General features: G+C 69.2%; 11 protein-coding genes. All 11 read left to right on the forward strand.

Annotated features, from left to right (window positions below):
• Nucleotides 1–254 (forward strand): hypothetical protein (locus ACFXN1_RS41935; protein ID WP_379463893.1); only part of this gene is annotated, 254 nt, incomplete at its 5' end.
• A 21-nt stretch (nucleotides 255–275) separates the two neighbouring features.
• Entirely contained in the window at nucleotides 276–1,052 is a 777-nt protein-coding gene (locus tag ACFXN1_RS41940; RefSeq protein WP_379442335.1) for a hypothetical protein, read from the forward strand.
• Nucleotides 1,049–1,858 carry a hypothetical protein gene (locus tag ACFXN1_RS41945; RefSeq protein WP_379442337.1) on the forward strand — a complete coding sequence of 270 codons (810 nt, stop codon included), beginning with the start codon at nucleotides 1,049–1,051 and terminating at the stop codon, nucleotides 1,856–1,858. The genes ACFXN1_RS41940 and ACFXN1_RS41945 overlap by 4 nt, the downstream gene beginning before the upstream one ends.
• Nucleotides 1,855–3,885, forward strand: coding sequence for a cutinase family protein (locus ACFXN1_RS41950; protein WP_379442338.1), 2,031 nt, complete (start codon nucleotides 1,855–1,857; stop codon nucleotides 3,883–3,885). The genes ACFXN1_RS41945 and ACFXN1_RS41950 overlap by 4 nt, the downstream gene beginning before the upstream one ends.
• A gap of 2 nt (nucleotides 3,886–3,887) precedes the next feature.
• On the forward strand, nucleotides 3,888–5,528 hold the full coding sequence (locus ACFXN1_RS41955) for a peptidoglycan DD-metalloendopeptidase family protein (RefSeq protein ID WP_379442339.1): 1,641 nt from the start codon (nucleotides 3,888–3,890) through the stop codon (nucleotides 5,526–5,528).
• On the forward strand, nucleotides 5,525–6,121 hold the full coding sequence (locus tag ACFXN1_RS41960; RefSeq protein WP_379442341.1) for a hypothetical protein: 597 nt from the start codon (nucleotides 5,525–5,527) through the stop codon (nucleotides 6,119–6,121). Before ACFXN1_RS41955 ends, ACFXN1_RS41960 begins: the two co-directional genes overlap by 4 nt.
• Nucleotides 6,105–7,499: a MinD/ParA family protein gene (locus ACFXN1_RS41965; RefSeq protein WP_379442342.1), complete on the forward strand. Its 1,395-nt coding sequence runs from the start codon at nucleotides 6,105–6,107 to the stop codon at nucleotides 7,497–7,499. Before ACFXN1_RS41960 ends, ACFXN1_RS41965 begins: the two co-directional genes overlap by 17 nt.
• 36 nt (nucleotides 7,500–7,535) lie before the next feature.
• Nucleotides 7,536–7,931 carry a hypothetical protein gene (locus ACFXN1_RS41970; RefSeq protein ID WP_379442344.1) on the forward strand — a complete coding sequence of 132 codons (396 nt, stop codon included), beginning with the start codon at nucleotides 7,536–7,538 and terminating at the stop codon, nucleotides 7,929–7,931.
• A gap of 27 nt (nucleotides 7,932–7,958) precedes the next feature.
• Nucleotides 7,959–8,720 (forward strand): hypothetical protein, encoded by a 762-nt coding sequence (locus tag ACFXN1_RS41975; protein ID WP_379442345.1) that lies wholly within the window; start codon nucleotides 7,959–7,961, stop codon nucleotides 8,718–8,720.
• A 16-nt stretch (nucleotides 8,721–8,736) separates the two neighbouring features.
• Complete coding sequence (locus ACFXN1_RS41980) at nucleotides 8,737–10,911, forward strand: hypothetical protein (protein WP_379442347.1); 2,175 nt, start codon at nucleotides 8,737–8,739, stop codon at nucleotides 10,909–10,911.
• A complete protein-coding gene (locus ACFXN1_RS41985; protein ID WP_379442348.1) occupies nucleotides 10,908–12,479 on the forward strand; it encodes a hypothetical protein in 1,572 nt (523 codons plus the stop codon). The genes ACFXN1_RS41980 and ACFXN1_RS41985 overlap by 4 nt, the downstream gene beginning before the upstream one ends.
• Nucleotides 12,480–12,524 lie beyond the last annotated feature (45 nt).

Raw genomic sequence — 12,524 nt, forward strand, 5'->3', positions numbered from 1 at the left:
GCGCGCTCGGCGGCGGATCCACCCCGACCCGCGACACCCCGGCCACCTCCGAGACCGCCCAACGCGCCGACGAGGCGACCGACGCGCCCGCACCGCAGCCGCCCACGGCTGCACCGGTTTCCGACCCGGTGGGCCAAGTCGTGGCGCAGGTGAGCGACGCGGCGAATTCCGTGGTCACCAACGCCCAGCAGGCGCTGGCGCAATTGCAGATCCCCCCGATCCCGGCCGATCTGTTCGCCGGGATCGGCCACTGATGCCCACCCCCAGGGGCGCTCATGGCCACCGCACAATCGCCGCGCGATCTCGATCACTGGTTCACCGCGCTCGACATCGGCCCGGCTGCCCGACCCGACGGCGCGGGGTCGGCGGGTGATGTCGTGGGCGAGGATTCCGACGACGACTTCGGCCTCGACGAACCCGGACCGGCTCCGGACTGGGCCGACAGCCTCGATGACCAGTTCACCGAGATGGCCCGCGACCGCCAGGCGGCGGCCGCCGACACGCAGCGACGCCGAAATCGGCTGCGCTACAGCGGAATTCTGGCCGCCGCCATCGCCGTGGTGGCCGGATCGGCGGTGTGGTTGACCACGCCCGACTCGCCGCAGGCGTCCCCACCGAACACCTCCACCTCCCCGGCGGCCACCGCGCCCGCGGCGGGGGGTTCCTCACCGACAACGGCGTCGGTGGGGGAGTGCCCCTCGCAGGTGCATGGTGATGTGGTCACCGGCGCTGACCATGGCGGCACCGACTCGGGCCCGAATGCGATCCTCGCGTTCGAAGCCGCCTACTACCTCGACCGCAGCGGCACCAAGGCCCGCGAGGTGACCACCGCCGAGGCGGCGGTCCCGCCCGCCCAGGCCATTCAGCAGGGCATCGACTCGGTCCCGCGCGGTACCACCCACTGCGTCACCATCACCCCCGCCGGGGTCGACGCCTACGCCGTCGACCTGACCGAAACCCGCCCCGACACCGGCACCTCGCTCTACCGGCAAACCATCACCATCACCCACCGCGACGGGCGTGTCCTGATCACAGGGATCACGGCGCGATGACCCCCACGTTCAGCCTCGCCCCGCAACCGGCCACCCAACTCCCCGCCCGTGGCGGCTCCCTGCTGCATCTGGTGCCCGCCGCCGCGACCACGCCCCCGATTCTGGTTGTCGGCGGCTGCGGCGGCGCGGGAACCACCACCACCGCGCTCGGGCTGGCCGCGGCCGCGGTCGCCGCGCGACAGCGCAGCGTCGTCGTCGACGCCACTCCCGCCGGCGGCGATCTCGGATTACGCGGAGCCGACCAACGGCTGACCCCCGCGCCCCTGCAGAGCTGGTTGACCGCCGCCGTCGGTGGCACCCTCGCCTCGGTCGAATCGACCCTGTCGTGGACCAGCGCCGGCGCGGGGTTGCTGTGGCGCGACGAAGGACCGCTGCAGCGACGCACCACCTACGCCACCGCCCAGCACGTGCTCACCCGCGCCGGATACTCCACCGTCTTCGACGGCGGGTATCCGGTCTCCGCGCGGCAGATCCGTCCTCTGTTGCACGACAACGGGATTCGGATCGTGATGACCATTCCCGCACGCGTCGACGCCGCCAACCGGATGCGGTCCTCGCTGCAATGGCTCGACGACAACTTCGGCCCCGAGCTGCTCGCCGCCACCACCGTGGTGGTCTCCCATCAGGGGGCCGATGCACCCAGCGTCGCGGCCGCGCTGCGCCGCCATCTGCGCGACTGGATCCGCGACGTCGCCGAAATCCCCTTCGATCGCCACCTCGCACACGGGCTGGTGATCACCCACGCCAACCTCTCGCGATGGACCCAGGGAGCCTATGCGCGTCTGCTGGAAGGGATTTGGGCATGACCGCCCGCCGATCCGCGACCCGGGCCACACTGGTCGCCGCGCTGCTGGTTGCACTGACCACGCTGGTCTGGGCCGGGCGCGGGCTCGCCGACACCGACCCCGCCACAACCAACACCCCCTGCCCGGCAGTGGCCGGGATCTTCGTCCCGGGCACCTGGGAAACCACCGCCACCGCCGATACCCAGGACGCGAAGGGCATGCTCGCCCCCATCGCCGTCGACCTCGCCGAGCAGTTCGGCAGCCGATTCCAAGCCGTCACCGTCGCCTATCCGGCCAAAGCGATGGACGGAATGCTCTACGGCGACAGCGAGTCCCAGGGCGTGGCCGCAGTGAAATCGTCCATCAGCGCCATCGCGAACCGGTGCAGCGCAACGAAATTCGTGCTCGCCGGATACAGCCAAGGAGCCGACGCCGCCGGAGACGTGGCCTCCTCGATCGGCTGCCACCAAGACCCCGTCGCAGCCGGGCGAGTCATCGCGGTCGGATTGCTCGCCGACCCCAAACAGGGCACCCAAGGCGGCAAACTCGTCGGCCAGCAGATCACCGGTACTGGCATCCGCGGCACCCGCGCCGACGGGTTCTGCCAGCTCTCGGCCGTGACCGCCGAGATCTGCGAACCCGGCGACCGCTACTGCAACACCGATTCCACCAACCCGGTGTTGTCCGCCCTGGCCAAACTGATCACCAACCCCACCACCGGCGACACCGACCCCACCACGACGACACCAGCGGTCACCGCGTCGCCGACCGCGACCACCACTGCGGCAGCAGCGACCACCACCGCGCCCGGTAGCAGCACACAAGCCCAAACCCAGCAGCTGACGCAGTCGCTGGATGCCGGGTTCTCGATCAAAGATCTCGCCGGGGTTCCGGCCGCGATCAGCCGCATCATCGACGCGGCCCGCAACGGCACCACCGACGCCGCCACCCTGTCCTCCGACGCCTCCACCGTCACCACCGTGCTGCAGAAACTCACCAACCTCAATACCTGGGTCGGATCCAATCCCTCAGCGCAGCAACAACTGTCCACCGCAGCCCCCGGGTCCGCGCAGGCGGGCGCGGCCGATCTGCTGTCGTCTGTCAAGAACCTCGATCTGGGATCGGTAATGACCGCGCTGTCGACCATCGCGCAGAAAGCCACCAGCACCAGCGGCGGCGACAGCGTCCTGGCCGCCGCCACCACGTTGTCCTCGGCGACCTCGACACTGACCAGCCAGCAATCCACACTCTCGACCGCCGGCGGGGTGCTGTCGCTGCTCAAACCGGCCACCCTGATCAGTCAGGTCACCAACGTCGCCTCCAACACCGTCAGCTTCGCCGCCAACCTGCCCAAGATCCTCAATGCGATCGGGCAGATCGGGCCTGCGGTCACCGACGCCACCAAGGACCTGCCCGCGAAAGTGCGTGCCGTGCACGACATCTTCGGCACCCTCAACACCCTGTGCCAGCCGTTGGTGACCATGGCCGCCGGTGTCGACCTGAAGACCATCGGCTCGCTGATCACCTTGATCCCCGACACCAGCGGCATCGCCGCGATCGCGGGCGTGGTCGTCACCGTCCTGGGCAACCTCGATGTCGTCGGACTCGCACGCCAGATCGGGCAACTGCAGGAAGACCTGTGGAAGATCGTCGAAACCATCACCGGCGGCGGCGATCTGATCGCTATCGGCAGCGCCTTCGCCGGCCTGGTCCCGACACTGCTGGGATTCGCCTCGCTCGCGGTGCAGACCCTCACCGGAGGCACCAAAACCGATGCCTCCCAACTGAGTGTGCCGCTATCGAGCACCGCTGGCGGTGCATCGGATCTGTCCTCGATCGCCTCGACACTGACCCAGGCCGCCTCGTCCAAAGGCGCGGGTGACCTATCCACCCTGGTCAATGACGGCCTCACCGCCGCGCAGTTCGTGAGCTCGGGCGCCCACCAGTCCTACGACAAATACGTCGTGGACTCCGCCGGGCACACCGCGCTGCAGTGGCTGGCCCAGTGGTTCGAAAACCGGATCCGGCAAGTCGGGATCGGGGTGTAGCCATGGCATCCGATACCTCCGGCGGGCGTTCCTGGTTGATCGCGCTGATGCCGATCCTGCTGCTGGGCGGGCTGTTCGCCGGTGTCACGTCCGGCCGCACCAAGACCGACCCCGGCTGTCTGCCGAACATGCCCTCGGCCCCGAAGACCACCTCCGGCCCTGCACGCTGGCCGATGACCGAGGGCACCTACATGATCACCTCACCGTATGGACCACGCGACAACGGGCAGGGCGGGAGCGAGTTCCACAAGGGGACCGATTTCGGTGCGGCACTGGGAACTCCGATCTATGCCGCGCTCGACGGCACCGTCGTCGCGGCCGGGCACGCGCAGGGCTTCGGCGATTGGATCGTCATCGACAGCCTCGTCGACAACGACAAGGTCAGCACCGTGTACGGGCATATGGCCGACGAAGGCGTCCTGGTGATCAAGGACCAGAAGGTCAAAGCCGGAGACAAGATCGCCCTCGTCGGCCAGAACGGCGAAGCCACCGGACCGCATCTGCATTTCGAGGTGTGGCTGCGCGGGCGGCTGACCGGCGGAGAATCCACCGACCCGATCCCTTGGCTCGACCAGCACGCCCCGAAAACCACCACCCCGCCGCCGGGCACCGCGGATCCGAAACTCGCCGCGGCCGTCGGCCCCGCGCCCGGTGGCGAGATGCCCGCGCTCCCGGCCGATAAGGGCAGCGAGGACCGGCTTCAGATCGACACCATCCGCCTGGTGCGGGCGGTCGCGCTGCGTTTTCCGCAGCTCAAGAGCATTGGCGGATACCGGCCGAACGGCGGCGTGGTCGCCGATCACCCCGAAGGTCGCGCCGCCGACTTCATGATCCCCGACTTCGACTCCACCACGGGCAAAGCTCTCGGCGATCAGATCGTCGACTACGTGATGGGCCATGCCAGCGACTTCCACGTCGTCTACAGCATCTGGCGACGCGAATACCGCCCGGTCAACGGCACCCCGAACCAGATGAAGGACCTCGGGAAACCGACCGAGAACCACATGGACCACGTCCATGTCACCGTGGAAGGCCACGGCTACCCCCAGCCCGGCCAAACCTACGGGGCCGCACCCGAAATGGCGTCTGCGACCACCTCCACACCGCCGCGCTCTGGGTGCGGCTCTCCGGTCATCTCCGGGCCTACGGCGTCCGGGCTCAAACCCGGTACCGTGCCGGCCGCGTTTGAACCATGGGTGATCAAGGCGGCCGCGACCTGCAAAGAAGTCACCGCGCCGTTGATCGGGGCGCAGTTGGAGCAGGAATCCGGATTCCGCGTCGATGCCCACAACGATCAGTCGGGCGCTGATGGGCCTGCCCAGTTCATGCCCGGCACCTGGGCGAGCGAGGCCGTCGACGGTGATGGTGACGGGACCAAGAACACGCGCAGCATCCCCGATGCGGTCATGTCGCAGGCCAGCTATAACTGCAAGTTGGCCCATCAGGCCGAAGCGGCTCTGACCGCTGGGACCGTCGAAGGCGATCTGACCGCGATCTGGCTGTCGATGTACAACTGCGGCCCGCAGGCAACCGTCGATTCCGGCGGTGTCTGCCCGAACGCCGAAACCCGCCCCTACGTCGCCAATATCATCGCGCGGGCCCGCGACTACTTCTCCGACCCGGCCACCGCGGGGCGCCAATGACCAGATCACGCACGGGGTTTGCGATTCTGTTCGCTGCCTGCCTGACTGTGCTCGGGGCAGTCACGGGGTGCGGCCAGCTCGTCATCCCCGATCAAGCCGGTGCACGGCCCTCGTCCGCGGCGGCGTGGCAACCAGCGCTGCCGACACGGACGGTCGCGGCGGCCGCCGCACTGCCCGGCGAGTTCACCACCGTGAATCGCGGCGACCCGGATGCGGTGGCCCGCACGGTGATGGCGGTGTGGTTCGCGTGGAACACCAACACCGATGCCGGGCCCAGCGACGCCGCCGCCCGCGCGGCCCCGCTGCTGTCGAAGCATTTGACCTCCCAGGTCACCGGCACCGTGCCGGTCATCGGGCCGGGAGCACGCTGGATGGAATGGGCCCGCCAGCACGCCACCGCCGCCGTGCAGGTCGACGCCTCACCGGAATTGGTTGCCCCGCAGACCGACACCGACGCGATGCGGGCGTTCGTGGTCACCCAAACCCTTTACACGCCAGAGGGACAGAGCCTCGACACCGTCGTTCATCAGGTCGCGGTGCAGCTGACCAATACCAGCTCCGGGTGGGAGGTGACCCATGTCGACGAGTCCTGACCCGACATCCCCACAGCCCCAACCCGACAGCGGCGCCGACGTGGCCGGTGCGGCGGGCAGCCGCGCGGACTACTCGGCCGAGCAGCCGGTCAACCTGCGGGAGCAGAAACTGCGCCCGGTCACCGCCGAGGCGGCACAACCGCAGATGCGGTTGCGTGACGGGTCGCGCCCACCGACCGGGGCCTCCCAGATCCGCGACAAGTACAAAGTCGGGGCCGACAACCTTGCCGCGCCGATGCTTTCACCGGCCGAGCGGGAGGCGCTGCGGGAGGAACAGCTGCGCCGTGTGCTCGCCCAGGCTCCTGGGGTCGAGACCGATCCGGCCAGCTGGGGCTGGCGCGGGCGCGCGAATGCTGTTGGGGCCCGGTTCAAACCACGCCCCGAGGAAGTCGACTATCGGCTCGCGGTCGAATCGATCCGCCAGCCGCTGCCGGGCACCCCGCTGATCGCGGTCGTCAACCCCAAAGGTGGTGTCGGCCGGACCCCGACCACGCTGATGCTGTCCAACCTGTTCGGCCGCCACCGCGGCCACGGCGTGGTCGCGTGGGACAACAGCGAAACCCGCGGCACGCTCGCCGCGCGCGCCGCCGTCGCACCGAAAGCGCTGCGCACCACCTGGGATGTCCTGGCCCACGCCGAAGCGCTGTGCTCGTCCACCGTGGTCGCCTCCGCGCTGGCACGGTTCCTCATCGCCCAACCCACCGGTGACGAGGTGCTGGCCTCGGATCAATCCAGCAAACGCCGTGAAGTGATCGGCGCCGAGGAATGCGCGGCGATCCTGGCGGTGCTGCGCCGCCACCGCACGATGGTCATCGTCGATACCCCCGCCAACGACCGCTCCGCAGCGTTCGTGTGGTCGATCGAGCACGCCACCCAGCTGGTCATCCCGGCGACCTACCGGCGCGACGCCGCGCACATGCTGCTGCGCACCCTCGACGGGCTCGCCGCGCGCGGCCACACCGACCTGGTGCGCAACGCCGTGGTCATACTCGCGCAAGGCACCGGCGATCCGGGCGCACGCGACGCGGTCCACGCCGCGCTCGACCGCGCCGAGATCACCCGCACCGTCACCGTTCCCTTCGACAGCGACCTCGCCGGCGGGGAACGCATCGTGTTCTCCCGTCTGGCCGAGCCGACCGTGCGGGCCTGGACCCGCGCGGCCGCGGTCGTCGCCGACGCGATTGCCGAGGTCCTCACCTCCGTCGACGCGCCGCTGCAGACGGCGTGGGTTCCCCAATCCCGCAGCGCGCCGGACGAATTCGACGTGCGGATCCCACCTCGCCCGCCGCCTCGGGTGCGCGCCCGGCCCCGCCCGCCGCGCCGCGATCCCGTCGGGCGCGGCGAATTCCGCACTCACGGCGGCCAAGCCGTCGGCTGACCCCGTCTACCCGACATCGGATGAAAGGAATCCGCCATGCGTCTTCTCCGCAACCGCAGCAGGCCAAGCGTGCTCGCGCGGCTGGCCGTGCTGGTGGCCATACTGTCCGTCGCCATGCTGGTCGGCGCCGCGAGTGCGTCGGCATCGATCAGCAACCCGCTGACCGGAATCTCTCCGGACCCGGGGCTGTTCGGTGACGCGCTCAATGCGGCGTGGAAGCGGGTGGCGGCCGCGATCTGGGGCGCGGTCATCCTCGGCTCCACCGTGCGAGTCATCGTCGGCGCGTACAAGGTGCGGCGCGCGAAGAACCGCGGCTACTCCAACGACCTGGCAGAAGGCGCAGAAGACCTCCAAGACGCGCTCGCGTCGCTGGGCCTGGTCGGTTTGGCCTCCCCGATCGTCGGCGCGATCCTGTTCGTCGCCGGTGGCTGATCGTCACCCTGTGCAAAGGCAAATCCCATGGCAGCAAAAGGATTCGGCGACCTGTCACCTGACACCGCCACCACCACAACCGATCCCGCCACGCAGGCGAATCCGGCCCCGGGCCCGCGAACCGCGGGCGCGGCGCTGACACGTCACCCCGGCCGACTGGGTCTGGTCGCGCTGGGCCTGATCGTGGTGCTGGTCGCGGTGTTCGCGTCGCGGTGCGGCAGCGACAGCACCGATCACGGCCCGTCGAAGCCGCAGTGGACTGTTCGTGCTGCGCACGGCCCGACGCGGGTGGTGGACAACGTGCCCGCCGGGTACAGCCGCGACCGGGAGGGCGCGGCCAGCGCCGCTGTCAACGCGGTGCAGGCGCTGGCGCAGGCCGGTCAGGGTCGCATCGACATGCGCAAGGTCGTCGCGGTGCTCGTCGCCGCCCACCCAGGCCCGCAGGTAAGCAAATCGATCGAGGTGAGCCGCGACCGCGCCCGCGACGAGGACGTGCTCAACGTGCTGCCCGTCGCGGTGTCGGTGATCTCGGTGTCGGACACCGCCGCCCAGGTGTCGGTCTGGACGATGGGTGTCGCTCGCGCGTCCATCGCGCCCGGTGACCCGGTGTCGGTGACCACGGTGTGGTCCACGCACACGGTGTCGCTGATCTGGGAGAGCGACGACTGGAAGGTCGAAGAGAAGACCGGGCGCGTCGGGCCGTCACCCGATGAGGTCGTCGCCCCCAATTCCGGCTCTCCCCTGACCAAGCCGCTGCTGGGCGGCTACTACTCCTTCTACGTCGACTAGCCGGGGGATGGCGAGGATGTGGCGACGTGTGATGGCCGTGGTGTTGACGCTGTGGTGCGCCGCCATGCTCACCGCCGCACCTGCGGTCGCGGACACACCGCCCGACACCTCCACCGGGGGCCAGGCACGAACGCTGCCCAACAGGTTCCCGGCCGATTTGAAGCAGTTCGTCGGCACCACCGACGAATTCAAATCTGCGCCATGGTTTTCCGGGCCGTGCAAGGACCACGGCGGCGATTTCGGTGCGTTCGCCAACGCGTCGATGGCGGTGGAAGACCGCCTGATCTATTGGACCGCCAACGATGTCCAGAAGAAGGCGATGCTCGAATCGGCGGTGCTGAAAACCACGGCCGGGCAACCGTCCGTGCTGCCCGAGGCCGTCTCGGCGTATATCGATCAGGGCGTCGAGCCACCACATGAGCTGCTGCCGCGTGTGTTCCCTGCCGGGGACGCCACCTACAGCCTCCGATCGCCGGTCTGCGCGGATGATCTGAAGCGGTGGTCGAGTACGGCGTGGAATACGTGGGGATTCCAGTGGGCGTCCAAACCCGACAGGCAGTCCCTCGCCGATCTGAAGACTCTTGCCGGGTGGGACCGGCTTCGGGCTGAATCCTGCCCGGCGTCGATTGTCTGCGCGCATGCGTTCTGGGTGAATTGCGACCAGGCCGACCCCGCACCCGATGACCTGCGTCGCTGCGTGGCCTGGAACCGCGCCGTCGGGCAGCTGATGGTCGGCACCGCTCAATGGGTCGACCAGAACACCACCTTCGCCGACCGGATGAAGAAGCTGCTCGACTCCACCATCGGCCCGCTCACCACCGCCATCGTCAAGGCGTGGGAGATCAGCATCAAGGCCGATGTCGAACTCATTCGGTTCGTCGCTGATCCGCAGACAGTCGTCGACGAATGGGCCAACGCGGCCAAGGAGAGCGCGGCCGACCTGTGCGGCCGCGTGCTGACCGGGATGACCCATGTCGGTGCCTTCGATCCGACATCGCGGTGGTTCCTGCGCTGGTACGCCTACTCCACCGGGATCGGTGTCGTGGTCATGGGTTTGATGACGATCCTGGCGCTGTGGCGCTCGGCCGCCAAGGGCGAAACGATCAAAACCATCGCCGGTGACCTCCTCGGGTATGGGCCGGCCGGAGTGGTGATGATGTTGTTCGCGCCGATGCTCGCTGACATGCTGCTCGGGTTGTCCAATCTCATGTCCGAGGCAATCGCCCGTGTTTCTGGCCCGGATATGAGCGCGATGGTCGACAACGTCGTCGCTTTCACCGACAAGCTGAACGCCCCGATGCTGGCGGGCGGCCCCGTGGTCGGGTTGATTCTGTTCATCCTGCTGATCGCAGGGCTGCTGGGCGTGTTTTTCGGGCTTCTCGTGCACGCCAACGGATTACCGCTGCTCGCGGTCGCAGCAGGGATCGGGTTCGGGATGTGGGTGCATCCCAAATGGCGTCCCAAGGCCCTGCGGCCGGTGCTGGTGTTCATCGGGACCGTGTTCAGCAAGCCGCTGCTGTTCCTGCTGCTGGGAGTGCAGACCTCGCTGATCAACGCCACACTCACCACCGACACTGACCCGAGCACCGGCGGCGACATCGGCGTGCTGACGCAATTGTCCATGGTCACCGTCGCATTCATCGTCGTCGGGCTGGCCCCGTGGTCGATGCTGAAATACGCGCCGCTGCTACCGACACGCTCCGACTCCGCCGGATTCGCGAACTCCGGGTCGATGCTGGCCGGAACGCTCGGCGGGGCAGGCAGCAACGCGATGATGGCGCGGGGATTTCGCCGCGGCTACCGCGAACGCGACGGTGGCGGATCGTCGTCGTCTCGCGACGAGGGCGGCAAGGCTGGTTCGGGGGGCGCCGCAGCCGGGGGCTCCTCCGCGGGCGGGGTGCGCAGCGGTGATCCCGGGCCCACATGGCGTGCGACTGATGGGAGCGGCCGCAGTTCGACCGAGGCGCGTTTCGGTGACGGCCTCGCCCGCCGCGCCGGCGGCGGCGACGCGGCCGAAGCCGCAGCCAAGAAGGCCGGTACGGCAGGGAAATTGGCCAAGGGCGCGGGGTCGGCGGCCATGGGTGTGGTGGCGGCGGGCCTTCCGATCGCCGCGCAGGCCAGCGCCGCCGCGCTCAACAAGGCCCGCGCGACCGCCGAATCTGCGCCCGGAGAAGCGGAGATGCAGCAATGACCGAACCTCGTACCTTCATCCTGGGCGGTGAGATCGCCCGACGTTCCTGGCTCGGGCTGCCGAAACCGGTCCTGATCACGTGGGGCGTCGCGATTTTCGTCGCGATCGCGCTGTATGTGCTGGCGGGCAATTCGCTGGTCACGATCTCGGTCATCATCATCGGGTTGGCGGGGACGGTGGCCGCGACGATGGAATGGAATGGTCGCCGTTCCTGGGCGTCACTGCGCGGGCATCAGGTGCGCACGTGGGACCGGCGCCGGCGCGGGGAGCATGTGTTCCGCAACCCCACCGATCCCGCCTACGGCAATCCCGATCTCGACCCCGGCTGGGAGATACCGGTGCCGTTGGGGGCGGCGGGCCCGCTCGACGTCGCGGGCACCGGCCTGGACGACATGTTCATCCTGCGCCATGCCAATCCTGGTGAGCGAACCTACTTCTCGGTTGTCCTCGCCGTCGATGGGGTCGCGAGCGGGCTGCGCGGCGATGCCGCGTATTCGGCGACATCGGCGGCGTTCGGGGCGTTCCTGTCGAACATGGCCAAGCCGTCGTCGCTGATCCGCGGAATTCAGATCGTGCACCGGTCGGTGCCCCACGACATGACTCCGCACGAGCAGTGGGCCGAGGCCCAAGTCGAGCTGCTCGACGACATCCGGCTGTTGCCCGCGGTGCAGTCCTACGGCGCGCTGCTCGATGTCCTGACCCCGCTGGCCGAGGAGCACCGCTCCTACATCTGCCTGCGGTTCCCGCAGACCGAGGCGTTCATGGCCGAGACCGCGCGGGTCGCGCGCGCCAAGGGTGCCTCGATCCACGGTGCGATCGCCCAGGTCATCCGCGACGAAACCGAGCGCGCCACAAGGCTTCTGGCGCTGGCGGGGATGGGGCAGGTGCAGGTGTTCGGGGAGAAGCGGGCGTGCGCGGTGTTCCGTGCGTGCATCGATCCCGATTTCAAGCTGGCCCGCCACGCAGATGCCGCGTGGTCGAGCTGCTGGCCCAGCTACGTCGGCGGCCGCGACTCGGTCGCGATCGCCGCCGGGGGCCGGTGGCGCACCCGCGTCGGGTTCGTCCCGGCGCGGGCGATCGAACCGGTCGCGCTCGGCCCGCTGTGGCTGGCACCGGTGCTGACCGGTGTCGATGCCGATCCCGGCGACGACGACACCGCCCCGATGCCCACCATCCGCACGGTGAGCGTCCGCATCGATTTCGTGCCCGCCCACCGCGCTCGCACGGCCGCGCGCGGCGACTTCACCGCCGATGAAGCGCGAAAGGTCAAGGAGCGCAAGAAGGGCAAGGTCGACGACGGCTCCACCGACGTGCTGCTCTCGGCCTCGGATCGCCGCCGCCAGGACCTGATGCCCGGCTCCGGGCACCACGGCGCGATCTACGCCTTGGCGGTCGCGGTCACCGGCCGCGACGAAGAAGACCTCGAACGGGCCTGCCTGCGCGTCGGCGAAGCGGCCAACGAATCCGCGATCGGCGAAATCGACTGGGCCACCGACGACCACGACGTCACCATGTTCGCCACCCTGCCGCTGGGACGCGGTCTGGCCCCCACCTCCTACACGCGGTGAGAAGGGGGAGTCGTCATGCCAACCACCACCGGCCACGGCACCGCC

The sequence above is a fragment of the Nocardia sp. NPDC059154 genome (assembly GCF_042755705.1).
In the GTDB taxonomy this organism is placed as follows: Bacteria; Actinomycetota; Actinomycetes; order Mycobacteriales; family Mycobacteriaceae; genus Nocardia.